Source organism: Pseudomonas azotoformans (assembly GCF_900103345.1).
GTDB classification, from domain to species: Bacteria; Pseudomonadota; Gammaproteobacteria; order Pseudomonadales; family Pseudomonadaceae; genus Aquipseudomonas; species Aquipseudomonas azotoformans.
Window position 1 is genome coordinate 6,444,908 of sequence record NZ_LT629702.1, and the last position, 23,843, is coordinate 6,468,750.

25 protein-coding genes are annotated in these 23,843 nt (G+C 61.5%); 13 read left to right on the forward strand and 12 right to left on the reverse strand.

From position 1 onward, the window contains the following. Nucleotides 1-129 precede the first annotated feature (129 nt). From BLR69_RS29270 to BLR69_RS29280, 3 genes are all read right to left on the reverse strand, one after another. Nucleotides 130-471 carry a YgaP family membrane protein gene (locus BLR69_RS29270; protein ID WP_071496748.1) on the reverse strand — a complete coding sequence of 114 codons (342 nt, stop codon included), beginning with the start codon at nucleotides 469-471 and terminating at the stop codon, nucleotides 130-132. Between the two features lie 68 nt (nucleotides 472-539). Further along, nucleotides 540-1,007: an RNA methyltransferase gene (locus BLR69_RS29275; protein ID WP_003189607.1), complete on the reverse strand. Its 468-nt coding sequence runs from the start codon at nucleotides 1,005-1,007 to the stop codon at nucleotides 540-542. A gap of 170 nt (nucleotides 1,008-1,177) precedes the next feature. Further along, complete coding sequence (locus BLR69_RS29280; protein WP_025858458.1) at nucleotides 1,178-1,552, reverse strand: YajD family HNH nuclease; 375 nt, start codon at nucleotides 1,550-1,552, stop codon at nucleotides 1,178-1,180. Between the two features lie 98 nt (nucleotides 1,553-1,650). On the opposite strand from BLR69_RS29280, the gene BLR69_RS29285 reads away from it, so the two are divergent. After that, complete coding sequence (locus BLR69_RS29285; RefSeq protein WP_071496747.1) at nucleotides 1,651-2,571, forward strand: ParB/Srx family N-terminal domain-containing protein; 921 nt, start codon at nucleotides 1,651-1,653, stop codon at nucleotides 2,569-2,571. Between the two features lie 60 nt (nucleotides 2,572-2,631). On the opposite strand, the gene BLR69_RS29290 is transcribed toward BLR69_RS29285, so the two are convergent. Beyond that, nucleotides 2,632-3,318 carry a spermidine synthase gene (locus BLR69_RS29290; protein ID WP_071496746.1) on the reverse strand — a complete coding sequence of 229 codons (687 nt, stop codon included), beginning with the start codon at nucleotides 3,316-3,318 and terminating at the stop codon, nucleotides 2,632-2,634. Nucleotides 3,319-3,396: 78 nt separating this feature from the next. Here BLR69_RS29290 and BLR69_RS29295 point away from each other — a divergent pair, with 78 nt between their 5' ends. Next, nucleotides 3,397-3,675 carry a hypothetical protein gene (locus tag BLR69_RS29295; protein ID WP_071496745.1) on the forward strand — a complete coding sequence of 93 codons (279 nt, stop codon included), beginning with the start codon at nucleotides 3,397-3,399 and terminating at the stop codon, nucleotides 3,673-3,675. Here BLR69_RS29295 and BLR69_RS29300 read toward each other — a convergent pair. Both BLR69_RS29300 and BLR69_RS29305 read right to left on the reverse strand, forming a co-directional pair. Continuing rightward, the gene (locus BLR69_RS29300; RefSeq protein WP_071496744.1) at nucleotides 3,672-4,145 is read right to left on the reverse strand and encodes a cyclic nucleotide-binding domain-containing protein; all 474 of its coding nucleotides are present in this window, start codon (nucleotides 4,143-4,145) and stop codon (nucleotides 3,672-3,674) included. The genes BLR69_RS29295 and BLR69_RS29300 overlap by 4 nt on opposite strands. A gap of 68 nt (nucleotides 4,146-4,213) precedes the next feature. Next, nucleotides 4,214-6,256, reverse strand: a complete 2,043-nt coding sequence (locus BLR69_RS29305) for a S9 family peptidase (protein WP_071496743.1) — start codon at nucleotides 6,254-6,256, stop codon at nucleotides 4,214-4,216. A 25-nt stretch (nucleotides 6,257-6,281) separates the two neighbouring features. Between BLR69_RS29305 and BLR69_RS29310 the strand changes: the two genes are divergently transcribed. From BLR69_RS29310 to BLR69_RS29320, 3 genes are read left to right on the forward strand one after another with little or no spacing between them, the layout of a single operon-like run. Then, complete coding sequence (locus tag BLR69_RS29310) at nucleotides 6,282-6,818, forward strand: MFS transporter (protein ID WP_071496978.1); 537 nt, start codon at nucleotides 6,282-6,284, stop codon at nucleotides 6,816-6,818. Between the two features lie 30 nt (nucleotides 6,819-6,848). After that, nucleotides 6,849-7,625, forward strand: coding sequence for a class II glutamine amidotransferase (locus BLR69_RS29315; protein ID WP_058425088.1), 777 nt, complete (start codon nucleotides 6,849-6,851; stop codon nucleotides 7,623-7,625). 11 nt (nucleotides 7,626-7,636) lie between these two features. Continuing rightward, a complete protein-coding gene (locus tag BLR69_RS29320; protein WP_071496742.1) occupies nucleotides 7,637-8,179 on the forward strand; it encodes a DUF2937 family protein in 543 nt (180 codons plus the stop codon). A gap of 49 nt (nucleotides 8,180-8,228) precedes the next feature. Here BLR69_RS29320 and BLR69_RS29325 read toward each other — a convergent pair whose 3' ends face one another. After that, nucleotides 8,229-9,149: a LysR family transcriptional regulator gene (locus BLR69_RS29325; protein ID WP_071496741.1), complete on the reverse strand. Its 921-nt coding sequence runs from the start codon at nucleotides 9,147-9,149 to the stop codon at nucleotides 8,229-8,231. A 176-nt stretch (nucleotides 9,150-9,325) separates the two neighbouring features. On the opposite strand from BLR69_RS29325, the gene BLR69_RS29330 reads away from it, so the two are divergent. The 4 genes from BLR69_RS29330 (at nucleotide 9,326) to BLR69_RS29345 (ending at nucleotide 12,334) form a co-directional block, all read left to right on the forward strand. After that, nucleotides 9,326-10,066, forward strand: coding sequence for a 5-oxoprolinase subunit PxpA (locus BLR69_RS29330; RefSeq protein ID WP_071496740.1), 741 nt, complete (start codon nucleotides 9,326-9,328; stop codon nucleotides 10,064-10,066). Beyond that, complete coding sequence (locus tag BLR69_RS29335; protein ID WP_071496739.1) at nucleotides 10,063-10,767, forward strand: 5-oxoprolinase subunit B family protein; 705 nt, start codon at nucleotides 10,063-10,065, stop codon at nucleotides 10,765-10,767. Before BLR69_RS29330 ends, BLR69_RS29335 begins: the two co-directional genes overlap by 4 nt. After that, nucleotides 10,764-11,672, forward strand: a complete 909-nt coding sequence (locus BLR69_RS29340; protein WP_071496738.1) for a 5-oxoprolinase subunit C family protein — start codon at nucleotides 10,764-10,766, stop codon at nucleotides 11,670-11,672. Before BLR69_RS29335 ends, BLR69_RS29340 begins: the two co-directional genes overlap by 4 nt. 83 nt (nucleotides 11,673-11,755) lie before the next feature. Continuing rightward, on the forward strand, nucleotides 11,756-12,334 hold the full coding sequence (locus BLR69_RS29345) for a hypothetical protein (RefSeq protein WP_134434967.1): 579 nt from the start codon (nucleotides 11,756-11,758) through the stop codon (nucleotides 12,332-12,334). Between the two features lie 42 nt (nucleotides 12,335-12,376). Here BLR69_RS29345 and BLR69_RS29350 read toward each other — a convergent pair whose 3' ends face one another. The 3 genes from BLR69_RS29350 to BLR69_RS29360 all read right to left on the reverse strand — a co-directional run bounded on the left by BLR69_RS29350 (nucleotide 12,377) and on the right by BLR69_RS29360 (nucleotide 15,689). Then, entirely contained in the window at nucleotides 12,377-13,555 is a 1,179-nt protein-coding gene (locus tag BLR69_RS29350; protein WP_071496736.1) for a vWA domain-containing protein, read from the reverse strand. Further along, the gene (locus BLR69_RS29355; RefSeq protein WP_003189627.1) at nucleotides 13,555-14,400 is read right to left on the reverse strand and encodes an AAA family ATPase; all 846 of its coding nucleotides are present in this window, start codon (nucleotides 14,398-14,400) and stop codon (nucleotides 13,555-13,557) included. The genes BLR69_RS29350 and BLR69_RS29355 overlap by 1 nt, the downstream gene beginning before the upstream one ends. 212 nt (nucleotides 14,401-14,612) lie before the next feature. Continuing rightward, nucleotides 14,613-15,689 (reverse strand): AsmA family protein, encoded by a 1,077-nt coding sequence (locus tag BLR69_RS29360; protein ID WP_071496735.1) that lies wholly within the window; start codon nucleotides 15,687-15,689, stop codon nucleotides 14,613-14,615. A 125-nt stretch (nucleotides 15,690-15,814) separates the two neighbouring features. Here BLR69_RS29360 and cysK point away from each other — a divergent pair, with 125 nt between their 5' ends. Further along, on the forward strand, nucleotides 15,815-16,789 hold the full coding sequence (gene cysK / locus BLR69_RS29365) for a cysteine synthase A (RefSeq protein WP_071496734.1): 975 nt from the start codon (nucleotides 15,815-15,817) through the stop codon (nucleotides 16,787-16,789). 109 nt (nucleotides 16,790-16,898) lie between these two features. Beyond that, nucleotides 16,899-17,837, forward strand: coding sequence for an aspartyl/asparaginyl beta-hydroxylase domain-containing protein (locus BLR69_RS29370; protein ID WP_034102532.1), 939 nt, complete (start codon nucleotides 16,899-16,901; stop codon nucleotides 17,835-17,837). Between the two features lie 126 nt (nucleotides 17,838-17,963). On the opposite strand, the gene acnA is transcribed toward BLR69_RS29370, so the two are convergent. Next, nucleotides 17,964-20,705: an aconitate hydratase AcnA gene (acnA, locus tag BLR69_RS29375; protein WP_071496733.1), complete on the reverse strand. Its 2,742-nt coding sequence runs from the start codon at nucleotides 20,703-20,705 to the stop codon at nucleotides 17,964-17,966. A 196-nt stretch (nucleotides 20,706-20,901) separates the two neighbouring features. Between acnA and rlmM the strand changes: the two genes are divergently transcribed. Further along, nucleotides 20,902-21,978, forward strand: a complete 1,077-nt coding sequence (gene rlmM, locus BLR69_RS29380; RefSeq protein ID WP_034102534.1) for a 23S rRNA (cytidine(2498)-2'-O)-methyltransferase RlmM — start codon at nucleotides 20,902-20,904, stop codon at nucleotides 21,976-21,978. A gap of 146 nt (nucleotides 21,979-22,124) precedes the next feature. After that, on the forward strand, nucleotides 22,125-22,370 hold the full coding sequence (gene tusA / locus BLR69_RS29385) for a sulfurtransferase TusA (protein ID WP_058425075.1): 246 nt from the start codon (nucleotides 22,125-22,127) through the stop codon (nucleotides 22,368-22,370). Here the strand turns inward: tusA and BLR69_RS29390 are convergent. Further along, entirely contained in the window at nucleotides 22,367-23,761 is a 1,395-nt protein-coding gene (locus BLR69_RS29390) for an MATE family efflux transporter (protein ID WP_071496732.1), read from the reverse strand. The genes tusA and BLR69_RS29390 overlap by 4 nt on opposite strands. Nucleotides 23,762-23,843: the final 82 nt, after the last annotated feature.

Below are 23,843 nucleotides of genomic sequence, written 5' to 3' on the forward strand. Positions count from 1 at the left end.
CAGAACCAAATGTGGGAGCGGGCTTGCTCGCGAAGGCGGTGTGTCAGTTAGCTCATCTTTAACTGATACACCGACTTCGCGAGCAAGCCCGCTCCCACATTTAGATCTCCATTGTTTGGAAGATCTTCTTTAGCCAGTGGTTTTTTCAGCAGCCACTTCTGCCTTGGTTTTCAGGTTTTTCAGCTCGGCACCGGCCCGCTCGATTTTCGTACGCACGGTGTTCATTTCCTGGCGGCTCTGTTCCAGCTTGTCCTTGAGCGAGCTGTGCCCGGTAAAGCCACGGGCCAGCGCCACACCGCCGATCGCCACCTGGATCAGGCCGAAAATCCCGCCTCGGCGCAGGCCTTTGCCGACCATCATCACGCCACCCGCCACCGAGCCGATGCGCTCCCAACCGTGCACGTTCTGCTTTGGCTGAGTCTCGAAGGGGGTGTGTTCGATGATAGGTCGCAAGGTTTTGCTGTCGCTCATGATCTGTCTCCAACAAGGGCTATTGATAAATAGCTGACTGCCAGCAGGCGCCGGATGTTCCCGAAATATCAGTACTTGGGGCCCGAACGGGTGTTGTTGCCCTTGGCCAGGCGGTCGTAGAGCACCACGTTGACGGTGGCGGCAAGGTTCATGCAACCGGTGGTCGGGATGTAGACCACGTCTTCGCACCAATCGCGGATCTCTTTATCCAGCGAGCCGTCTTCGGGGCCGAAAATATACAGCGCACGGTCGGGGTGGGTGTACTCAGGCAGTGGGCGGGCGCCTTCCACCAGTTCCACGGCGACGGGGATGCAGCCCAGGGGCAGGATCTTTTTCAGGTCATCGATGCCGATCAGCGGAATGTCGTGGTGGACCTTCTTGGTGTCGGTGATGAAATCCCGGGCGCGCTCGTAGCGCACGCCGGTGTAGAACACCGAGGCCACGCCGTAGCAACCGGCGGCGCGCATGACCGAGCCGACGTTTTCGGGGGATTTGGGGTTGTACAGACCGATGCAGCTGTAGCGTTTATTGCCCACGGGGAAGGGTGCCTTGGAGAAAAACGGCGATTATACGGCCTTGGGGGGATGTGTTGCTTGGACGATCGCCATCGGGGGCAAGCCCCCTCCCACACTAGGCCTGCGTACGCCGGTCAGAATGTGGGAGGGGGCTTGCCCCCGATGAGGCCGGTGCTAGCAACAATGGACTATCAGTCGTCTTTCTTCATCAACCCCGCCAACGCCGCAAACGGGTTATGCGTGGCCTTGGCAATCGTCGGGCTGCTGGTGGAGCCTTCGCCGAAGTACTGCTGGTCGGTGTAGCGCGAGTGTTCGTTGTCGTGGCAGTACAGGCACAGCAATTCCCAGTTGGAACCGTCCTGGGGATTGTCATCATGATTATGGTTGCGGTGGTGTACCGTCAGTTCACTCAGGCGTTTGCCCGAGAACTCACGGGCGCAGCGGCCGCACACGTGGGGGTACATCTTCAAGGCTTTGTCGCGGTAGCCCATTTCCCGGTCGCGCTGGGCATCGGCAAGTATGCGGTCCAGCTTGGCGGTGTGGGAGGGCGGGTTGGTCGAGCTCATCATGGCTCCTGGCTATTTGGTGGTTCACGGATAGGGTTGATTCTAGCCGCTCGCGACGTAAATAACCGCTTCACTTTATCGATAAGGATTTGAAACTCATGCGTTTGCATTCATGGATTGTTGCACTGCTGCTGGGCCTGGTGACTGCCCAGGCCCAAGCCTTCTCGACCCCTAAGCCGGGGCAGGTGATCGAGGTGGCCCTCGAACAACTGCACCCGACCCAGGCCGTGGTGGGCTTCGACCAGATTTACTACAGCCTGGGCCTGTTCGCCGACAAACCCGCCAAGGTCTTCGATGAATACTGCGAAACCAACGGCCAGGGCGAAGCCGACAACGTGCCCAAGGGCGCGGACCTGCACCAGCCGTCGAGCTTCACCTGCCAAGACCCGGTGGGCACCCATCCCGACGACATGAAAACCGTGGTGGTCGGCCCCGGCGGCCAGCTCTACCTGACCGACGGTCACCACAGCTTCACCACCTTGTGGGAGGTGCCGGGCGGCGGCCCCCGCTTGACTATGTGGGTCAAGGTCACCGATGACTTCAGCAACAGCCCCGACATGAAGAGCTTCTGGCAGCGCATGCAAGTGGCGCGCAAGGTCTGGCTCAAGGACAACCAGGGCCAGACCCTGCCGCCCGAGCAGTTACCGGCGCACCTGGGCTTCAAGAACCTGCAGGACGACACGTTCCGCAGCCTGGTGTATTTCACCCGCAAGGCCGCCTATGGCAAGCCGGACGCGGGAGAGGTCGCACCGGAGTTCCTGGAGTTCTACTGGGGCAATTGGCTGCGCACGCAAATCGACTTGGGCAAATACAACCTGAACAAGAAGGGCGGTTACAAGGATGCCATTGAAGCCGTCGCCAAGCGTATGGTCAGCCTGGCGCCAGGTTCACAGGTGGGCGACAGCGGGTTTACCGCCCACCAGCTGGGCGGCATGACCAAGCTCGACCGTAACGAGCTGGAAAAGACCTTCGACAAAAAAGTGCCGTACGTGATCGATTACCGCAATTCCCGGTTCTGATGAAAATCAAAATGTGGGAGGGGGCAAGTCGAACCGTCGCACCGCCCCTCCCACATTGATTCAACTCTTTAGCTTTTCTGCAATCCAGATGGTATGCCGCGTGCCCTTGTTGCCATGGGCAAACACCTGCACTTCCTCGGCCTTGAAACCGGCCTTGCGCAGTTTGTCGCTGAACAGCTTGTCCGCGCTGGCCGACCACACGGCCAGCACGCCCTTGGGGCGCAGGGCCTTGGCGCAGGCGGCCAGGCCACCGGCGGAGTAAAGCCAGCTGTTGGCCTTTTGCGTGAGGCCTTCGGGGCCGTTGTCCACGTCCAGCATGATCGCGTCAAAGCCCTGGGGTTCGGCCTGCAGCACCTTCGCGACATCCTCCAGGCGGATCACCGTGCGCGGGTCCAGCAGCGGCCGCCCGGACTTTTCCCCCAGCGGCCCACGGTTCCATTCCACGACACCCGGCACCAGTTCTGCGACGACCACTTCGGCGGTCTTGCCCAGGTGTTTGAGCGCCGCGGCCAGGGTGAACCCCATGCCCAGGCCACCAATCAGCACGCGTGAGTCCGGGCGCCCGGCAACTCTGCGGCAGGGAATTTCCGCCAGCGCATCTTCGGAGCCGTGCATGCGCGTGTTCATCAATTGGCCGCCGTCACCGCCCTGGATCTTGATGACAAAATCTTCACCGTATTCGAACAGGCACAAGGCACCGCCGTTGTCGGGGATCGGGGTGGTGTCGAGCAGAACGAAACGTTTCATGGAAATCTCATTGGGAAGGGCATTCTTGCGCGGTTGGGAGTAGCCTTGTGACATTCCGGTCAGGCCATGGAGCCATCGATGAAGTGCAGCATTCTAACGGTCATTGTGTTGAGCGCGCTCGCATTGGGTGCGGCGCAGGCTCAGGAGTTGCAAACCGTACCGGTCGCGCCCGCCCCGACGCCAGGCACGCCGGGCACCCCGACGCCGACGTTGTACCCGCAAGTCACCCCGCCGGCCGTGCCCAAGACCAACGGCTCGCCACCGCTGGTGCCCATCGTGCTGCCGACGCCGCCGAAGGACCAGACGGTGCCCGGCCTGCTGCAAAACGACAGCAAGCCGAAGTCGCCGGGCGGTTAAAACTGCTGGGAAAGTAGCTGCCCGTCGGCCATGCGCAGGCGCTTGGACAGGGCGATGGCAATCGCGCGGATGATCTTGGCGGCAACCCTGGGCGCTTCGTTGAGCATCTTTTCCAGGGAATCCCTGCCCAGGTTCAGTAGCACACAGTCGCTGGCCGCCACGCAGCTGGCGGAACGCCGCTCGCCGTCGAGCACCGCCATTTCGCCAAAGGCCCGGCCACTGCGCAGGGTGGCGATGGTCAGGCGCTGGCCGTCATGATTGGTTTTCTGCACCGCCACCTGGCCACTGTGGATGATGCACATGAAGGTGCCGGCGTCGCCCTCGAGGAAGATCGCTTCATCACGGGCAATGCTGCTGATGTTGAAATAGCCGGCGGCGACGTGAAAATCTTCCGGCAATAGGGGGTCGAACAGGCCGCAATCCATGAGCATGTCGCGGATTTCGGTATTCATTAATGTGGGTAGTGCCATGGCTGCAATCTTGGTCCATCAATCAGTAGGCGGTCCTGTGTTCAGACAGAACCGCCCGGCGAAGTTCCTTAAGCCAGCCCCAGCGCCTTGAACACAAATCCATATTCGAGCGCTACGTCACGTAATCCCTGGTAACGACCGCTCATGCCACCGTGGCCGGCGCCCAGTTCGGTCTTGAGCAACAGCAGGTTGTCGTCGGTCTTGGTGTCGCGCAACTTGGCCACCCACTTGGCCGCTTCCCAGTACTGCACGCGGCTGTCGTTGTAGCCGGCGATCACCAGCAGGTGCGGGTAGGCCTGGGCACTGACGTTTTCGTACGGCGCGTAGGCCTTGATGCGCTCATACACTTCGGGTTCTTGCGGGTTGCCCCACTCGTCATACTCGGTGATGGTCAATGGCAGCTCGGGGTCGAGCATGGTGTTGAGCACGTCGACGAACGGCACTTCGGCAATCGCTGCCTGGAACAGCGCCGGGCGCTGGTTGAGCACCGCACCGATCAACAGGCCGCCGGCGCTGCCGCCGCTGATCACCAGTTGCCTGGACGTCGTCAGGCCCTCGGCGATCAAGTGTTCGGCACAGGCGATAAAGTCGCTGAAGGTGTTCTGCTTGTGCTCCTGCTTGCCGTTGCGATACCAGGCCTCACCCAGCTCGCCGCCGCCGCGCACATGCGCAATGGCAAACGCCACGCCCCGGTCCAGCAGGCTCAGGCGGGCGTGGGAGAACCAGGGGTCGAGGCTCGAACCGTAGGCGCCGTAGCCGTACAGGTACAGAGGTGTGGGTTTGCCGAGCTGGTCGCGCTTGACCACCAGGCTGATCGGCACCTGGGTGCCGTCCGCCGAGGTGGCCCACAGGCGCTGGCTCACGTAGTCGTCGGCATTGAACAGGCCAAGCACCGGGGTTTCCTTGAGCACCTGTTGCGTGCCGCTGGCCAGTTCCAACTGACGGACCTGGGCCGGGCGGTTCAGGGCTTCGTAGCGCAGGCGGATTTTGTCGCTGACAAACTCCAGGCTGTTCTGTACGTAGAGGCTATAGGCTGCGTCGGGCAATTCCACGCGATACACCGGCAAACCTTCCGGGTGCACCTCGATCACCGGCAGGCCGCCGATGCGCAGGCTCAGGGTCATGGCGGTGGTGTTGAGGCTGACACCGTCGAGCATCACTTCGTCACTGTGGGGGATCAGGGTCTGCCATTCGCCTTCGGTCGGCACGTCGCCAATGTCGGTGGCCACGAACAGCGCGTAGTTGATGCCATCCCGGTTGCTGCGGATAAACCAGGTCCACGCGCCATTCAGTTGACCGTGGTCGACATCGTATTCATGGTCCTCGACCCGTAGCGCCAGGCAGGTGAAATCCAGCTGCGGCTGGTCGGCATCCAGCGCCCAGACTTCGCTGGTGGTCTTGCTGCCCAGCGACAGCAGCAACTGGCGCTCAGAGCTGGAGCGGTAGCAATGCAGGAAGAAACGCCCGTCAGGCTCGTGGAACACTTCCTGCGCCGCCGTGCCATCCAGGCGGTAGCGATACAACTTGTGCGGGCGGTGTGTGTCGTCCAGCTCGCCGAAAAACAGCGTCAGGCTGTCATTGGCCCAGGTCATGCTGCCGTCGCAGTCTTCAAACGCCAGTTCGCTGACCTTGCCGGTGGCTAATTCCTTCACGTACAGGGTGTAGATCTCTTCGCCACTGGTATCGAGGCTGTAGGCCAGGCGCTGGTGGTCGGGGCTGATGCTGAACGCGCCGAGGGAGAAGAAACCGCCATTGGCCAGCACGTTGGGGTCCAGCAACAGTTCTTCGCTGCTGTCGTCCACCTGGTTGCTGTCATCGGCCGGGCGGCGGCAGCGGTAATGGCGGGCGTACTCGTCACCGGCGGTGGTGCGCGTGTAATACAAGTACGGCCCCCACGGCGAGGGCAGGGACAGATCGGTTTCGAGAATGCGGCCCTTGATCTCTTCGAACAGGCTGTCGCGCAGCGCCTTCTGGTCGCCGAGTTGCGCTTCCTGCCAGGCATTTTCGGCCTTGAGGTAATCGAGCACCTCGGCGCTGTCGCGCTCTTGCAGCCAGGCATACGGATCGGGGCCTTGGGCCTTGCGGGCAATCGGAGCAGTCGATACAGGCATAGGATTGATCTCTATCTGGCAGACGGTGGCAGGCATTGCAGCCGCGACACGCAAAAGCCGTTATCATAGCCGCCTGTTTGCCAACCTTGCCATGGACACCATGACCGAGAACGACTATCTGACCGCTTGGGGCCTTTACGCCTTCGCCGCTTTGGGCTGCCTGTTGGTGTGGTGCCGCATGACCCGCTGGATCTGGCGCTGGTTGCGCGAGCCGCTGCAATTGCTGATGGCAGTGCTGCTGTTCAGCCCGACCATCGTCGACCCGGTCAAGACCCAGTTTGCGCCGGCGGTGGCCATTACGGCCCTGGACCTGGTGCTCAAGGTCGGCAACAACGCCTGGCGGGCCATTTCCGATCTGTTCATGTACAGCATGATCGCCTTTGGCGTGTACCTCGTGTTTGTGCTGATCCGCTGGCCGATCGAGCGCGCCGCCAAGGCCCGCCGCGAGCGCAAGGCCGCCGCCGATGCGGCCCTGGCCGCCGAGCCGGATCAAGATGAAGACGACGTGCCCTTCCGCCGTCCTGCACCCGTGAGCGGTATGCGCGTCGAACCGCGCCTTTAACGTCGTCCGCCCTGCAGCGAGAGCCCTGGCATGTGTGAATTATTGGGCATGAGTGCCAACGTCCCCACCGACATCGTGTTCAGCTTTACCGGGCTGATGCAGCGCGGTGGGCGCACCGGCCCCCACCGTGACGGTTGGGGCATCGCGTTCTACGAAGGCCGTGGCCTGCGTCTGTTCCAGGACCCGGCCGCCAGCAGTGAGTCGGAAGTCGCACTGCTGGTGCAGCGTTACCCGATCAAAAGCGAAGTGGTCATCGGCCATATCCGCCAGGCCAATGTCGGCAAGGTCAGCCTGGCCAACACCCACCCGTTCGTGCGCGAACTGTGGGGCCGCAACTGGTGCTTCGCCCACAACGGCCAGTTGGCGGATTTCAACCCCCGCGCCACGTTCTACCGGCCGGTGGGCGACACCGACAGCGAAGCGGCCTTTTGCGACCTGCTCAATCGCGTGCGCGAAGCTTTCCCTGAGCCGGTGGATCTTGAAAAGGTGTTGCCGGACCTGATCGCCGCCTGTACCGAATACCGCAGCAAAGGTGTGTTCAACTGCCTGCTCAGCGATGGCGACTGGCTGTTCTGCTATTGCTCGACCAAATTGGCGCAGATCACCCGCCGCGCACCGTTCGGCCCGGCCCGCTTGAAAGATGTCGACGTGATCGTCGATTTTCAGGCCGAAACCACGCCCAATGATGTGGTGACGGTGATCGCCACCGAGCCGTTGACCGACAACGAAAACTGGACCCGCTACGAGCCGGGCCAATGGAGCCTGTGGCGACGCGGTGAATGCGTCAGCCAAGGCATCACCGAGTAAGGATATCGCCCATGTTGCTCAGTTATCTGCGGTTGGTGCTGTTTGCGATTGGCCTGCTGGTCGGCGTGCAGGTGCCGGGGTTTATCAACGACTATGCCAAGCGCGTCGAAGCCCACTTGATCGAGGCCCAGACCGGCCTCAGCGGGTTTGAAAACACCGCACGGCAGTTCTTCAACGGCGATTTGAAAGCCTTGGTGGCGCATTACCGCGCCAGTGATGACCCGGTGTTCCAGAGCGATGCCAACAGCCTGGGCGCCATGCTCGATCGCCAGGTGGCGTTGGACAAGCAGTTCCAGGCCATGCAAGGCCCGTGGTACATCCGCGCCCTGCAAGTGGCGGTGGCGGCCGACCCGGACATCCGCCTGGAAACCTGGAACGGCTACAGCTACCAGATCCTGCTGACGCCTGAGGCCATGGGCTGGGGCCTGGGTGGGGCGATGCTGCTGTCGTTTGGCTTGGAATGCCTGTTCCGCCTGATCGACTGGGTGGTGCTGGGTGGCAAGCGCCTGCGCCAGAGCCGGCCGATCGAAGAGCGCGACCTCAAAGGTTTGTAAGCCATACACAGTTCCAAATGTGGGAGCGAGCAAGCCCGCTCCCACCTTTTTAATCGGGTTTCGCCAGCACCATCCGCTCTGCGCCAACCTCTTCGGCATATCGCGCCACCACCTTCTGGCACAACCCCACAATTTCTTCCACCAACTCCACCCCCACGCGCCACGACACCACCACCTGCAGATTCGGCAGTTTCTGCGCCATCGGCAACATCACCAATTCGCCGCGCGCCAGTTCTTCGCTGACCAGCACCGGCGGCAACGCGCCGATGCCGAAGCCATCGCGCAGCAGGCGGGTAATGGCCGACACCGAGTTCACGCAGTTCATGCGTGGCGCGGCCACGCCGTTGGCTTGCATCAGGCTGATAACGTCCTGGTGCGGATGGGAGTTTTTCGAGTAGGTGATGATGCGCTCCCGGGCCAGTTCGGCGAGGGAGGCGTAGTCGCGGTTGTAGATCGACTGGCTGGCGACGATCCAGGCCATGGGGTGGCTGGCCAGTTCCAGGCTGCGTACGGTTTCGAGGCGCAGCAGGTCGGTTTGCAGGATCAGGTCGAGGAAGCCTTTTTGCAGCTGATCGCTTAGGTTCAGTGCAGTATCCGCGACCAATTCGATTTCCACGAGGGGGAAGTGGTCCATCAATTCCGCCACCAACGGGCTGAGCCAGGTGTGGATCACCGTGTCCATGGCGCCGATCCGGATGCGCCCGACCTTGCTGCTGGTGGTCTCCAGGGACTGCTTCAGGTCCTGCATGGTCACCATCATCTGCTCGGCGTAATCCAGCACCTTCAAGCCTTCCGGAGTCAGGCTCACGCCACGCGAATCTCGCAGAAACAACTTCACTCCCAACTCGCTTTCCAGCACCGCAATGCGGCTGGAGATCGAGGCCTGGGTGGTGAACAGTTTTTCGGCGGTCAGGCGAAAACTCTTGAGTTTGGCCACCCAGACGAAGGTTTCGAGGAACTTCAAATTCATGGGATCAACTTTTTCTTATGCATGGATCGGTTTTTATTAGTTGGACGCCGCACCGGGCCAGCGCCAAAAATCGAGCCATTCCACGATAAGCGCCGTTGGGGTGTCAGGACAAGTTGCGAGTTCTGCGTAAAAAATCCCACACTACAAAAAAACAAAGCCTACAGGAGCGACAGTCCGTGAGCCGTCTTCTACTCAATTGCGACATCGGCGAAAGCTTTGGCAACTGGACCATGGGTCTGGATGCCGAAGTCATGCCGTTCATCGATTGCGCCAATGTGGCCTGCGGTTTCCATGCTGGCGACCCGAGCATCATGCGCAAGACCGTCAGCCTGGCGCTCAAGCATGGCGTGCAAGTCGGTGCGCACCCGGCGTACCAGGACTTGCAAGGCTTCGGCCGCCGCTCCATGGCTTACACCCCGCAGGAAATCCAGGACCTGCTGCACTACCAGATCGGCGCACTGGATGGCATCTGCCGTGCCCAGGGCGGGCGGGTCAGCTACGTCAAACCCCACGGCGCGATGTACAACGACATGATGGCCAACCCCGTGCAATTGCGCGCGGTGATCCAAGCCGTGGCGGCCTACGGCGAGTTGCCGCTGATGCTGCTCGCCACCCGCGACAACAGCGCGGCCCAGGCCTTGGGCGATGAATACGGCGTCACCCTTTGGTTTGAAGCCTTCGCTGACCGCGCTTACGACAATAAGGGGCACCTGGTGTCGCGGCAGTTGCCGGGCGCCGTGCACCATGATTCCGACATTATCGTCCAGCAAGCCCTGACCCTTGCCCGTGGTGAAACGTTGATTGCCAGCGACGGCAGCCCGCTGCTCCTGCAAGCCAATACCCTGTGCGTGCACGGCGACAACGCCAGCTCGGTCGCGGCCGTGCAGCGCATCCGCGAGGCATTGAAGCCAGCATGAAACCACGGATTGAAGTGGTCGCCATCGACTGCCTGATGGTGCGTCTGTTTGATGTCATCGCCGAGACCAACATGCCGTGGATGCTCGCTGCTACCCAGCGCCTGCGCAGCGGGTTTGGCGCGGCACTGGTGGACTTGGTGCCGTCCTACACCACCTTGATGGTGCATTACGATCTCGTTGCGGTGAACCCGGCCCAGGCGCGGGAGCTGATCGACCAGGCCCTCACCGACCTGCAGCCGCAGGCCCAGGGAGGCGGCCAGTGCCATGTGCTGCCGGTGTGGTACGACCTGAGCGTCGGCCCGGAATTGACCTTGCTCAGCCAGCGCAGCGGCTTGGCGATCGACGAAGTGATTCGCCGCCACAGCGCCCACGAATACCAGGTGTTTGCCCTCGGCTTCGCGCCCGGCTTTGCCTTTATGGGCCTGGTGGATGAAATCCTCGCCACCCCGCGCCTCAGTACCCCACGCAAACGCGTGGCGGCCGGCAGCGTCGGCATTGCCGAACGGCAAACCGCCGCCTACCCGGTGGTGTCGCCGGGCGGCTGGAACCTCATCGGCCGCACGCCGGCCAGACTTTTCGACCGTGAGCGCGACGGCTACAGCCTGATGCAGCCTGGTGACACGGTGCGCTTCGAAGCGGTCGAGCACGCTGAATTCATCAAGTTGGGTGGCGATGACACGCCGTTGGAGGCGCAGGCATGAGCCGCTTATTGATCGAGGCCAGCACGCCGCTGTGCCTGTTGCAGGACGCCGGTCGCTTTGGCGTGCGCCACCTGGGCGTGACCCAGGGCGGGGCGCTGGACTGGGTGTCGATGTCCTGGGCCAACTGGCTGCTGGGTAATGCTCTGGACGCGCCGGTGGTGGAAATCACCCTGGGCGGTTTCACCGTGCAGGCCGAGGACTATTGCCTGCTGGCCCTGGCCGGTGCGGACCTGGGCGCGTATATCGACGAACGTGCCATCAGCCCTGGGCGCAGTTTTATCCTGCAAAAGGGCCAGCGTTTGCGCTTTACCCAGCCGTTCAGTGGTGCGCGGGCCTACCTTGCGGCACCGGGCGGCTTTGACGCGCCGGATGTGCTCGGCAGTTGCGCCACGGTTGTACGTGAGGAATTGGGCGGGGTGGACGGTTTTGGCAGGGCGTTGGCCGAAGGCGGGCGCCTCGTTTATTCGGGGGCGGGCGGGGCCATGAAGGTACTGAGTGAACCCCAATTGCCAACCGGTGCATCACTGGATGTCATCCTCGGCGCACAGATCGGCCAGTTCGGCGGCCAAAGCCTGTTCGATGCCTTCAACAGCGATTGGTCCCTGGACAGCCGCGCCGACCGCATGGGCATGCGTTTGTTGGGTACACCTTTGCAGTACCAGGGGCCGTCGCTGATTTCCGAGGGCATTCCCCTGGGCGCGATCCAGGTGCCGCCGGATGGGCAGCCGATTGTGTTGCTCAATGATCGGCAGACCATCGGCGGCTATCCACGCCTCGGGGCACTGACGCCGTTGTCACTGGCGCGGCTGGCGCAGTGTCTGCCGGGGGAAATGGTCAGATTGTCGCCGGTGGTGCAAGAGACCGCGCACCGCCAGCACGTCGACTTTTTGCGTCGCTTCATTTAAGTACTGAGGCAGTACGCAATGACAGTACGAGATATGTCCTACGGTGTTTGAGTCCTCCGTCGTATTGGTCCGCAAGGACGCGCATGGAAGTCTTGGTCGTTCATTCACAATCAGGATTCACCATGCGCTACATGAAGATCTACGCACAGGACATACTCGATAACGATGTGCCCGACGTGGTCACGCTTGAGTTTCACGACGATACCCGTACACCGACGCTTGTCCACCAGGCCACAACCTTCGATATCACCGATGACGGGAAGCTGGACTGGGTAATTGCCGATGATGTGAACCAGGATGGCATCGTCGATGCGGTCGACCGTGCACAGGCCATTGAGTTGGCCCAGTTGTTTCTTGAGTTCAATTGGTTCAGCCTTGACGAACCCTTTGATAAATACTTGAAAGTGTTTGCCCGGGACTTTGATGGCAACGGTGTGCCTGACACGGTGCGCCTGCATTTTCATCAAGGTCACGGTGTACCCACCGATGAAAGCATCGTCTATACGGCGGCGGTCTATGCCGATGGGAATGGCCTTGGTGGGGTCTCGATCAATCAGGATGTCAACAATGACCGTAAGGTCGACAAGAAGGACTCTGAACTGGTCAAACAGTTTGCCGCGCTGTTCCTGAAGTTCGGCTGGACCGACGCCCAGCACGGCTGATGACAGTCCTGTAGTCGTTGCCCGCGACTACAGGTTTTCAGGCTACTTCGACAGAAACCGCATCCCTTCCTCAAGCCCGCGCAATGTCAGCGGATACATCTGATCCTCCACCAACTCCCGCACAATTCCCGTCGACGCCGTATAGCCCCAGGTGTCCTTGGGATACGGGTTGATCCAGATCAGCTTCTTGTACTTGGCCATGAAGCGCTGCATCCACACATACCCGGGTTCTTCGTTCCAGTGCTCGACGCTGCCGCCAGCCTGGGTGATTTCGTACGGTGCCATCGACGCATCGCCGATAAAGATCACTTTGTAATCGGCGCCGTACTTGTGCAGCAGGTCCTGGGTCGAGGTGCGTTCCGAGGTGCGGCGCTGGTTGTTCTTCCACACCGATTCGTACACGAAGTTGTGAAAGTAGAAGTACTCCAGGTGCTTGAACTCGGTCTTGCACGCGGAGAACAGTTCTTCGCAGATCTTCACGTGGGCATCCATCGAGCCGCCGATATCGAACAGCAACAGCAGCTTGATGGTGTTGCGCCGCTCCGGGCGCATCTGGATATTCAGCAGCCCGGCGTCGCGAGCGGTGTGGTCGATGGTGCCGTCGATATCCAGTTCTTCCGCTGCGCCCTGGCGCGCAAATTTGCGCAGGCGGCGCAGGGCGATCTTGATGTTGCGCGTGCCCAGTTCCACCTGATCGTCGAGGTTCTTGTACTCGCGTTGGTCCCACACCTTGACGGCCTTGCCCTGGCGCTTGCCGGCATCGCCGACGCGAATGCCTTCGGGGTTATAGCCGCCGGAGCCAAACGGGCTGGTGCCGCCGGTGCCGATCCACTTGTTGCCGCCGGCGTGGCGTTCTTTCTGTTCTTCCAGGCGTTTCTTGAATTCCTCGATCAGCTTGTCGAGGCCGCCCAGGGACTGGATCTGCGCGCGCTCCTCATCGGTCAGCGAGCGCTCGAATTCCTTGCGCAGCCACTCTTCGGGAATCAGCGCCTGCAGGTGGTCATCGAGCTTTTCCAGTCCGTTGAAATAGGCGCCGAAGGCCCGGTCGAACTTGTCGTAATGCCGCTCGTCCTTGACCAGGATCGCCCGGGCCAGGTAGTAGAACTCGTCCATGTCGGCGAAGGTCACGCGCTGTTTCAACGCGTTGATCAGGTCGAGCAGCTCGCGCACCGACACCGGCACCTTGGCGGCGCGCATCTCGTTGAACAGGTTGAGCAACATCAGCGATTACCGCGACGGCTCATGAACGCCAGACGTTCCAGCAACTGCACGTCTTGCTCGTTCTTCACCAGCGCACCGGCCAGCGGCGGGATGGCCTTGGTCGGGTCGCGTTCGCGCAGCACCGCTTCGCCGATGTTGTCGGCCATCAGCAGTTTGAGCCAGTCGACCAGTTCGGAGGTGGAGGGCTTTTTCTTCAGGCCGGGCACCTTGCGCACGTCGAAGAACACATCCAGCGCTTCGCTGACCAGGTCTTTCTTGATGTCCGGGTAGTGCACATCCACGATCTTTTGCAGGGTGGTGCGGTCGGGGAAGGCGATGTAGTGGAAGAAGCAGCGGCGCAGGAACGCGTCCGGCAGCTCTTTTTCGTTGTTGGAGGTAATGATGATGATCGGGCGCTTTTTCGCCTTGATGGTCTCGTCGATTTCGTAGACGTAGAACTCCATCTTGTCGAGTTCTTGCAGCAGGTCGTTGGGGAACTCGATATCGGCCTTGTCGATTTCGTCGATCAGCAGGATCACCCGCTCTTCGGACTCGAACGCTTCCCAGAGCTTGCCTTTCTTCAGGTAGTTGCGCACGTCGTGCACCTTGTCCACGCCCAGTTGCGAGTCGCGCAGGCGGCTCACCGCGTCGTACTCGTACAGGCCCTGGTGGGCCTTGGTGGTGGACTTGATATGCCAGGTGATCAGCCTGGCGCCGAAGGACTCGGCCAACTGCTCGGCGAGCATGGTCTTGCCGGTGCCCGGTTCGCCCTTGACCAGCAGCGGCCGTTCCAGGGTAATGGCGGCGTTGACGGCCAGTTTCAGGTCATCGGTAGCCACATAGGCCTGGGTGCCTTCGAACTTCATCGGTGCTTCCTCGCATTCATCAATGCCGGGACTATACCGCGCAGCCCCGGCGACTGTGAACGCACGCGGGTTATTCAGTCTCTGAATGACCGGTCACGACCTGAATCTGTACTCGTGCCCATGTGGGAGCGGGCTTGCTCGCGAATGCGGTTGTTCAGTCAACATTTGCGCTGACTGACACGCCGCCTTCGCGAGCAAGCCCGCTCCCACATTTAGTCAGCGCTGGGCTTGGGCTGTTCGTACCGCGCATTGAACGCCTGGATAAAGCCGTTGCGTAAAATCGCCAAAAACGCGGAGAACGCGCTGACATTCTGCTGGTGCACGCTGCCACTGAGTTCGACGCGGGTCGCGAACTGGTTTTTGCTCTGGTTTTTCAGCACGGTTTCGCTGGCACCGACCACGGCTTCCCAGATCGAGCGGAAGATGTTCTTGTCTTTGTTTTCCACGTCCTGCTGCCAGTCGAACACTTCAACATCACGCAGCAATGGCTTGATATAGCCGGTCAACTGGCCTTTGTCCGCCTGGGCTTCGATCACCACATCGCCGGTGCCGGCCTTGAAGTCGAACTTGCCGTAGGCCGAGGCGAAGTCATTCATGCGCTTGAGCTGCAGGTCCTTGGCGCGGAAGCGGAATTCGAAGTTTTCGAAATTGCTCAGCGGGTCGAAGGTGGCGCTGGCTTCCAGCGGCGCCTGGCCCTGGAGCAGGGCCTTCCCGTCGAAGCGGGCGTCGCGTTTGCCTTTGACGTCGACCACGTTGGTCAGGTTATAGAAGCTGGCGTTGACCGACGTTGCATTGAGATTGACTGGAGGTTTGGAGCTGAAGTTGTGGAAGGCGATCTTGCCGTCTTCGATGCGTACCTCATCCAGGGTGATGGGCGCCAGCTTGCTCAACTGTTCGCGCCAGTCGGTGCCTTTACCGGTCTGGGACGCCTGCTTGTTGGCACCGCCGTCGACGAAGTTCACCTCGGGGTTGATGAACAGCACCTTGGCCACCACCGCATGGTCGTACCACAGCGAGTGCCAGCTCACCGCCAGGTCGATCAGCGGCGCCTTGACGAACGGTACCGGCACCTTGCCGTCGACCTTGATGATCTCCAGGCCGTTGATCCTGTAGGCGCCGCGCCACAAAGCCAGGTCCACGTCGGTGACCTGGCCGCGGTAGTCGCCCATGTCGGCGAGCTTGTCATTCAAGTAGTTGCGCACCAGATAGGGCAGGGCAATGCTCAAGGCGACCAGTACCACCAGCAATCCGGCAACGGTCCATAGTGGCCAGCTGTAGCGACGTTTCATCAGTCAGTTCTCCATACAGGTAGGCGATTGACTCCCGTAACACGTGCAACGTTCCTCCGACTGGACGCTTGGCGGCACGAGGCATACCCTTGTTGCCTTCCTGAATACCGCCAATAGGACCCGTCATGAGCCGCATCTTTGCAGACAACGCGCACTCCATCGGTAATACGCCCCTGGTGCAGATCAACCGGATCGCGCCGCGTGGCGTGACCATCCTGGCCAAGATCGAAGGGCGTAACCCGGGCTACTCGGTGAAGTGCCGCATTGGCGCCAACATGATCTGGGACGCCGAAAGCACCGGCAAACTCAAGCCGGGCATGACCATCGTCGAACCCACTTCCGGCAACACTGGCATCGGCCTGGCGTTTGTCGCCGCCGCCCGTGGCTACAAGCTGCTGCTGACCATGCCGGCATCCATGAGCATCGAGCGGCGCAAGGTACTCAAGGCCCTCGGCGCTGAGTTGGTGCTGACTGAACCGGCCAAGGGCATGAAGGGCGCTATCGAAAAAGCCGGCGAAATCGTCGCCAGTGATCCGGCCACTTACTTCATGCCGGCCCAGTTCGAAAACCCGGCCAACCCGGCCATCCACGAGAAAACCACCGGTCCGGAAATCTGGAACGACACCGATGGCGCCGTGGACGTGCTGGTGGCGGGCGTGGGCACCGGTGGCACCATCACCGGCGTGTCGCGCTATATCAAGAACATCGCGGGCAAGCCGATCCTGTCGGTGGCCGTCGAGCCGGCCGTGTCGCCGGTGATCACCCAGGCCCTGGCCGGTGAAGAGATCAAGCCCAGCCCGCACAAGATCCAGGGTATTGGCGCCGGTTTTGTGCCGAAGAACCTCGACCTGTCGATGGTCGACCGCGTGGAACTGGTGACCGACGACGAATCCAAGGCCATGGCCCTGCGCCTGATGCAGGAAGAGGGGATTCTGTGCGGTATTTCCTGCGGCGCGGCGATGGCTGTGGCCGTGCGCCTGGCCGAGAAGCCGGAAATGCAGGGCAAGACCATCGTGGTGATCCTGCCGGACTCCGGTGAGCGCTACCTGTCGAGCATGCTGTTCAGCGATTTGTTTACCGAGCAGGAAAACCAGGCTTGATGTATGTCAGCGCCAATACCTTGGGCCTTCTGCATACTGGCCCAAGTGTTTATCATGGCCGGCTGCTACGTCTGCTGTTGGCCAGGCGCTTATTTCCAGGAGTTGCTGCATGACCTTTTCTTTGGCCGCCAAGCTGTCGGTGCTGGCGTTGTTTATCGGCAGCACGCTGTATGTGCATCTGCGCGGCAAGGCGCGTTTGCCGATGTTGCGCCAGTTCGTCAACCATTCGGCGCTGTTCGCCCCGTATAACGCCTTGATGTACCTGTTCTCGGCCGTGCCATCCAAGCCCTACCTGGACCGCAGCAAGTTCCCGGAACTGGACGTGCTCAAGGACAATTGGGAAGTGATCCGCGAAGAGGCCATGCACCTGTTCGACGAGGGTTATATCCGCGCCGCCGAAAAGAACAACGACGCCGGTTTCGGTTCGTTCTTCAAGAAAGGCTGGAAGCGTTTCTACCTCAAGTGGTACGACAAACCGCTGCCATCGGCCGAGGCGCTGTGCCCGAAAACCGTGGCCTTGGTGAGCAGCATTCCCAATGTGAAAGGTGCGATGTTCGCCCTGTTGCCGGGCGGCAGCCACCTCAACCCGCACCGCGACCCGTTTGCCGGTTCCCTGCGTTATCACCTGGGCCTGTCCACGCCGAACTCCGACGACTGCCGCATCTTCGTCGACGGCCAGGTCTACGCCTGGCGCGACGGTGAAGACGTGATGTTCGATGAGACCTACGTGCACTGGGTCAAGAACGAAACCGAGCAGACCCGCGTGATCCTGTTCTGCGATATCGAACGCCCCCTGAGCAACCGCCTGATGACCCGCGTCAACCGCTGGGTCAGCAAGCAGTTGGGCCGCGCGACTGCGCCGCAGAACCTGGATGACGAGCGCGTAGGCGGGATCAACCAGGCGTATGCCTGGAGCAAGACCTTCAGCGACAAGTTCAGTGGTGTGGTCAAGCAGTGGAAGCGCAAGCATCCGAAGGCTTACCGCATTGCGCGGCCGGTGCTGGCGGTTGTCGTATTGGTCCTGCTGTGGAAGTGGCTGTTCGGCTGATCTGAAACGCAGTCAAAACTGTGGGAGCGGGCTTGCTCGCGAATGCGGAGTGTCAGTCGATGCATGCTTGACTGATCCACCGCATTCGCGAGCAAGCCCGCTCCCACATTGGTTTTGCAGTGTTGCTTAAGAGGCGATCAACTGGCGCAGCACATAGTGCAAGATGCCGCCCGACTTGAAGTATTCCACCTCATTCAGCGTATCGATCCGACACAGCACCTCAACCTTCTCCGTAGTGCCATCCTCCCGCGTAATCACCAGCGTCAGGTTCATGCGCGGCACGATCTCCACATCGCTCAGCCCGAGAATGTCGATTTTCTCCTTGCCGGTCAGTTTGAGCGACTTGCGGTTCTGATCCAGCTTGAACTGCAACGGCAGTACGCCCATGCCCACCAGGTTGGAGCGGTGGATACGCTCGAAGCTCTCGGCAATCACCGCCTTGACCCCCAGCAGGTTGGTGCCCTTGGCTGCCCAGTCACGGCTGGAGCCGGTGCCGTATTCCTGGCCGGCGATCACCACCAATGGCGTGCCCGACGCCTGGTATTTCATCGCGGCGTCGTAGATCGGCATCTTCTCGCCAGTGGGGATGTACAGCGTATTGCCGCCTTCCTCACCGCCGAGCATTTCATTGCGGATACGGATGTTGGCAAAGGTGCCACGCATCATCACTTCATGGTTGCCACGGCGTGAGCCATAGGAGTTGAAGTCGCGCGGCTCTACGCCTTGTTCGCGCAGGTAGCGGCCGGCAGGGCTGTCGGTCTTGATATTGCCGGCCGGGGAGATGTGGTCAGTGGTGACCGAGTCGCCCAGCAGGGCCAGCACATTGGCGGCTGTGACGTCTTTGATCACCGGCAGGGGCCCTGCAATATCATCGAAGAACGGTGGGTGCTGGATGTAGGTGGAATCCTTCTGCCACACGTAGGTCGCAGCTTGCGGCACTTCAATGGCTTGCCATTGCGCGTCACCGGCAAACACCTCGGCGTATTCCTTGTGGAACATGCCGGTGCTGACCTGGGCCACAGCGTCCGCGATCTCTTTGCTGCTCGGCCAGATGTCCTTGAGGTACACCGGCTTGCCGTCTTGATCGTTACCCAGCGGTTCGCTGCTGATATCAATGCGCACGGTGCCGGCCAAGGCATACGCGACGACCAGGGGCGGCGATGCCAACCAGTTGGTTTTCACCAGCGGGTGCACCCGGCCTTCGAAGTTGCGGTTGCCGGACAGCACCGACGCCACGGCCAGGTCGGCCTTCTGGATGGCTTTCTCGATAGGTTCCGGCAACGGCCCAGAGTTGCCGATGCAGGTGGTGCAGCCATAACCCACCAGGTCGAAGCCGAGCTTGTCCAGGTACTGGGTGAGGCCAGTCGCCTTGTAGTAGTCGGTGACTACTTTGGAACCGGGGGCCAGCGAGGTTTTCACCCAGGGCTTGCGGGTCAGGCCCTTTTCCACGGCCTTTTTCGCCACCAGCCCGGCGGCCATCATCACGCTGGGGTTGGAGGTGTTGGTGCAGGAGGTGATCGCGGCGATCACCACGGCGCCGTTTTTCAGGCGATAGGTCTGGCCGTCGTATTCGTAGTCGGCTTCGCCCACCAGGTCTGCATTGCCCACGGCAACCCCGCCGCCGCCTTCGCTTTCCAGGCGACCTTCTTCCTTGTTGGTGGGTTTGAATTGCAGGTCGAGGAAGTCGCTGAAGGCCTGGCCCACATTTGGCAGGGCTACGCGGTCCTGTGGGCGCTTCGGCCCGGCCAGGCTGGCTTCGACGCTGCCCATGTCGAGGGCCAGGCTGTCGGTGAACACCGGTTCCTGGCCGGCGTTGCGCCACAGGCCCTGGGCCTTGGTGTACGCCTCGACCAACTTCACGGTTTCTGCCGGGCGCCCGGACAGGCGCAGGTAGTCCAGCGTCACTTCATCCACTGGGAAAAAACCGCAGGTGGCGCCGTATTCCGGGGCCATGTTGGCGATGGTGGCGCGGTCCGCCAACGGCAGGTCGGCCAGGCCGTCGCCGTAGAATTCGACGAACTTGCCCACCACGCCCTTTTTGCGCAGCATCTGGGTCACGGTCAGCACCAGGTCAGTGGCGGTGATGCCTTCTTTCAGTTTGCCGGTGAGCTTGAAGCCGATCACTTCCGGGATCAGCATCGACACCGGCTGGCCGAGCATCGCCGCTTCCGCCTCGATCCCGCCCACGCCCCAGCCGAGTACGCCGAGGCCGTTGATCATGGTGGTGTGGGAGTCGGTGCCGACCAACGTGTCGGGGAACGCATAGGTGCGGCCGTCTTCGTCCTTGGTCCACACGGTGCGGCCCAGGTATTCGAGGTTGACCTGGTGGCAGATACCGGTGCCCGGTGGCACCACGCTGAAGTTGTCGAAGGCGCTCTGGCCCCAGCGCAGGAAGGCGTAGCGTTCGCCGTTGCGCTGCATTTCGATGTCGACGTTCTGCTCAAAGGCGTCGGCGTTGCCGAACTTGTCGACCATCACCGAGTGGTCAATTACCAGGTCCACGGGCGATAGCGGGTTGATGCGCTGCGGATCGCCCCCGGCCTTGGCCACGGCGGCGCGCATGGCGGCCAGGTCGACCACGGCGGGTACGCCGGTAAAGTCTTGCATCAATACCCGGGCGGGGCGGTACTGGATCTCGCGGTCGGACTGGCGTTCCTTGAGCCAGGCTGCGATGGCCTTGAGGTCGGCGCCGGTGACGGTCTTGTCGTCTTCCCAGCGCAGCAGGTTTTCCAGCAGCACTTTGAGCGACATCGGCAGCTTGTCCAGGTCACCCAGACTCTTGGCGGCCTCGGGCAAACTGAAGTAGTGATAGGTCTTGTTGTCGATTTGCAGTGTTTTAAGGGTTCTCAGGCTATCAAGCGATGACATGACACGACTCCTTATGGTCCGCACGGCTACGGACCTGACGGGACGAACAGAGCTATCAACTTAGCCCTGTTTTCATTAGCAGGCTAATAACTGGACTCTATCGTTAAGTCCAAGGTTCCGAAGTCCGTTATCATGCGCGGGTTTTCATGACAGGCATTGCGACAGCGCAAGGTCGGTTGATTCACTTGGAGAATTGATGAACACCCTTTTTATGCACTGCCGCCCGGGTTTTGAAGGCGAAGTCTGTTCCGAGATCGCGGAACACGCCGCGCGCCTGAACGTTTCCGGCTACGCCAAGGCCAAGACCGGCAGCGCCTGCGCCGAATTCGTCTGCACCGAAGAAGACGGCGCCCAGCGCCTGATGCACGGCCAGCGCTTTGCCGAGCTGATCTTCCCCAGGCAGTGGGCGCGTGGGGTATTCATCGACCTGCCGGAAACCGACCGCATCAGCGTGATCCTCGCCCACCTGCGTGAATTCCCGGTGTGCGGCAGCCTGTGGCTGGAGATGGTCGACACCAACGACGGCAAGGAACTGTCGAACTTCTGCAAGAAATTCGAAGTGCACCTGCGCAAGGCCCTGCTGAACGCCGGCAAGCTGGTCGACGACCCGAGCAAGCCGCGCCTGTTGCTGACCTTCAAGAGCGGCCGCGAAGTGTTCATGGGCCTGGCCGAGTCGAACAACTCGGCGATGTGGCCGATGGGTATCCCGCGCCTCAAGTTCCCACGCGAAGCGCCCAGCCGCTCGACCTTGAAGCTGGAAGAAGCCTGGCACCATTTTATCCCCCGCGACCAGTGGGACGAGCGCCTGCACGGCGACATGACCGGCGTCGACCTCGGCGCAGCGCCGGGCGGCTGGACCTGGCAACTGGTCAACCGTGGCATGCTGGTGACCGCCATCGACAACGGCCCCATGGCCGAAAGCCTGATGGACACCGGCCTGGTGCAGCACCTGATGGCCGACGGCTTCACTTTCGTGCCCAAGCAGCCAGTGGACTGGATGGTCTGCGACATCGTCGAGAAACCGGCGCGCAACGCCGCGCTGCTGGAAACCTGGATCGGCGAGGGGCATTGCCGCGAGGCGGTGGTGAACCTGAAGTTGCCGATGAAGCAACGCTACGCTGAAGTGAAGCGCTTGCTGGAGCGCATTGAGGACGGCTTCAAGGCGCGTGGCATTCGCGTGGAGATCGGCTGCAAGCAGCTGTACCACGACCGTGAGGAAGTGACCTGCCATTTGCGTCGATTGGAAACAGCGAAGAAACCCAAGGCTCGCTGAACAGTTGAAATCACCACAGGACCCCTGTGGGAGCGGGCTTGCCCGCGAAAGCGGTATAACAGTCGAAACTAATGTTGAATGTGCCCGTGTCTTCGCGGGCAAGCCCGCTCCCACCTTTGGAGCGGCATCCGTTTCAGGAGTGATGTATGAACCTCGATTTGCCCGTCGACGCCACCCTCGACGCCACCGGCCTCAACTGCCCGGAGCCGGTGATGATGCTGCACCAGCACATCCGTGACCTGCCGCCCGGCGGCTTGCTCAAGGTGATCGCGACCGACCCGTCCACGCGCCGCGATATTCCCAAGTTCTGTGTGTTCCTGGACCACGAACTGGTGGATCAGCAGGAACAGGCCGGTACGTACCTGTACTGGATCCGCAAGAAGTCTGCTTAACCCTGCGCTTTATCTGCACGGATGCGCCGGCGTGCACTGCGCGCCAGGCGCACCAGCAGCATCCCCGCCGCACAGCTCAGGCCCACGATCAGCCCTTGCCATAAGCCGCTCGGGCCGCTCGGTTCGCCGAGCCAGTCGGTCAGGCCCAGGGCATAACCCACCGGCAGGCCCACGCCCCAATAGGCGAACAGGGTCAGCACCATGGTGACACGGGTGTCCTGGTAGCCACGCAAGGCGCCGGCGGCAGTGACCTGGATCGAATCACTGAACTGGAACAGCGCTGAAAACACGATCAGCGTGGAGGCCAGGTGGATGACGATCGGGTCCGGGGTGTAGATCGCGGCAATCTGTTCGCGAAAGACCAGCATCAGGCTGCACGACAGGCAGGCATACGCCAGCGCAGTGCCCATGCCGACACCGGCGGCGAAGCGCGCTTCACGCGGTTCGCCGCGGCCCAGGGCCTGGCCCACGCGGACAGTGACGGCCATGCTCAGGGAGTAGGGGATCATGAACACCAGCGAGCTGACGTTCAGGGCGATCTGATGGCCGGACACCACCGTGGCCCCCAGGCTGCCGAGCAGCAAGGCGATGACGGCGAAGATGCTCGATTCGGCAAAAATCGCGATGCCAATCGGCAGGCCAATCCCCAGTACACGCTTGATCACTCCCCATTGCGGCCAGTCGAAGCGCTTGAACAATTCGCTGCTCTGGTAAGCCGGGCCCCAACGGGTCCAGCCGGCCAGGCCGAGCATCATCACCCACATCGCAATGGCCGTGGCCCAGCCACATCCCACACCCCCCATGGCCGGCAGGCCGAGGTGACCGTAGATGAAGATGTAGTTCAGCGGAATATTCAGCGCCAGGCCGCACAGGCCCATCACCATGCTCGGTCGCGTGCGGCCCAGGCCATCGCTGAAACAGCGCAGTACGTAATACAGCGCAATGGCCGGCATGCCGGCAGCAATGCCATGCAGGTAACCCATGGACGGCGCGATCAGGTCGGCCTCGACCTTCATCGCATGCAGGATCGGTTCGGCGCAGAGCAGCAATAGCGCCCCCGTGATGCCGACCACCACGGCCAGCCACAACGACTGTCGCACCAACGGCCCGATCGCGCTGAACTGGCCCGCACCGTAGCGCTGTGCAACTTTCGGCGTGGTCGCCAGCAGTGTGCCGGTCATCAGCAGGTACACCGGAATCCAGATCGAGTTGCCCAGGCCCACTGCCGCCAGGTCTTGCGGGCTGACGCGTCCGGCCATCACCGCATCGACAAAACTCATCGCCGTGGTGGCCAGTTGGCCGATCATGATCGGCAGGGCGAGCGTCAGCAGGCCGCGCACTTCCCGGCGAATGCGGGCGGGGCGGGTAAGGGTGGCGGTGGCAGTGTTCACGTACAGGTGTCCAGTCGAGGCAAGCGCAAGGACAGCGGATTCTACGCGTTGACGCATCGGTCAGGAAAAAACCTGTGTTAGC

Bases quoted from the DNA above. Each gene is read 5' to 3' on its own strand.
- BLR69_RS29270 (WP_071496748.1), bottom strand. From the start codon at position 471: ATGAGCGACAGCAAAACCTTGCGACCTATCATCGAACACACCCCCTTC.
- BLR69_RS29280 (WP_025858458.1), bottom strand. From the start codon at position 1,552: ATGAGCTCGACCAACCCGCCCTCCCACACCGCCAAGCTGGACCGCATA.
- BLR69_RS29285 (WP_071496747.1), top strand. From the start codon at position 1,651: ATGCGTTTGCATTCATGGATTGTTGCACTGCTGCTGGGCCTGGTGACT.
- BLR69_RS29290 (WP_071496746.1), bottom strand. From the start codon at position 3,318: ATGAAACGTTTCGTTCTGCTCGACACCACCCCGATCCCCGACAACGGC.
- BLR69_RS29295 (WP_071496745.1), top strand. From the start codon at position 3,397: ATGAAGTGCAGCATTCTAACGGTCATTGTGTTGAGCGCGCTCGCATTG.
- BLR69_RS29300 (WP_071496744.1), bottom strand. From the start codon at position 4,145: ATGGCACTACCCACATTAATGAATACCGAAATCCGCGACATGCTCATG.
- BLR69_RS29305 (WP_071496743.1), bottom strand. From the start codon at position 6,256: ATGCCTGTATCGACTGCTCCGATTGCCCGCAAGGCCCAAGGCCCCGAT.
- BLR69_RS29315 (WP_058425088.1), top strand. From the start codon at position 6,849: ATGTGTGAATTATTGGGCATGAGTGCCAACGTCCCCACCGACATCGTG.
- BLR69_RS29320 (WP_071496742.1), top strand. From the start codon at position 7,637: ATGTTGCTCAGTTATCTGCGGTTGGTGCTGTTTGCGATTGGCCTGCTG.
- BLR69_RS29325 (WP_071496741.1), bottom strand. From the start codon at position 9,149: ATGAATTTGAAGTTCCTCGAAACCTTCGTCTGGGTGGCCAAACTCAAG.
- BLR69_RS29335 (WP_071496739.1), top strand. From the start codon at position 10,063: ATGAAACCACGGATTGAAGTGGTCGCCATCGACTGCCTGATGGTGCGT.
- BLR69_RS29340 (WP_071496738.1), top strand. From the start codon at position 10,764: ATGAGCCGCTTATTGATCGAGGCCAGCACGCCGCTGTGCCTGTTGCAG.
- BLR69_RS29345 (WP_134434967.1), top strand. From the start codon at position 11,756: ATGGAAGTCTTGGTCGTTCATTCACAATCAGGATTCACCATGCGCTAC.
- BLR69_RS29350 (WP_071496736.1), bottom strand. From the start codon at position 13,555: ATGTTGCTCAACCTGTTCAACGAGATGCGCGCCGCCAAGGTGCCGGTG.
- BLR69_RS29355 (WP_003189627.1), bottom strand. From the start codon at position 14,400: ATGAAGTTCGAAGGCACCCAGGCCTATGTGGCTACCGATGACCTGAAA.
- BLR69_RS29360 (WP_071496735.1), bottom strand. From the start codon at position 15,689: ATGAAACGTCGCTACAGCTGGCCACTATGGACCGTTGCCGGATTGCTG.
- cysK (WP_071496734.1), top strand. From the start codon at position 15,815: ATGAGCCGCATCTTTGCAGACAACGCGCACTCCATCGGTAATACGCCC.
- BLR69_RS29370 (WP_034102532.1), top strand. From the start codon at position 16,899: ATGACCTTTTCTTTGGCCGCCAAGCTGTCGGTGCTGGCGTTGTTTATC.
- acnA (WP_071496733.1), bottom strand. From the start codon at position 20,705: ATGTCATCGCTTGATAGCCTGAGAACCCTTAAAACACTGCAAATCGAC.
- rlmM (WP_034102534.1), top strand. From the start codon at position 20,902: ATGAACACCCTTTTTATGCACTGCCGCCCGGGTTTTGAAGGCGAAGTC.
- tusA (WP_058425075.1), top strand. From the start codon at position 22,125: ATGAACCTCGATTTGCCCGTCGACGCCACCCTCGACGCCACCGGCCTC.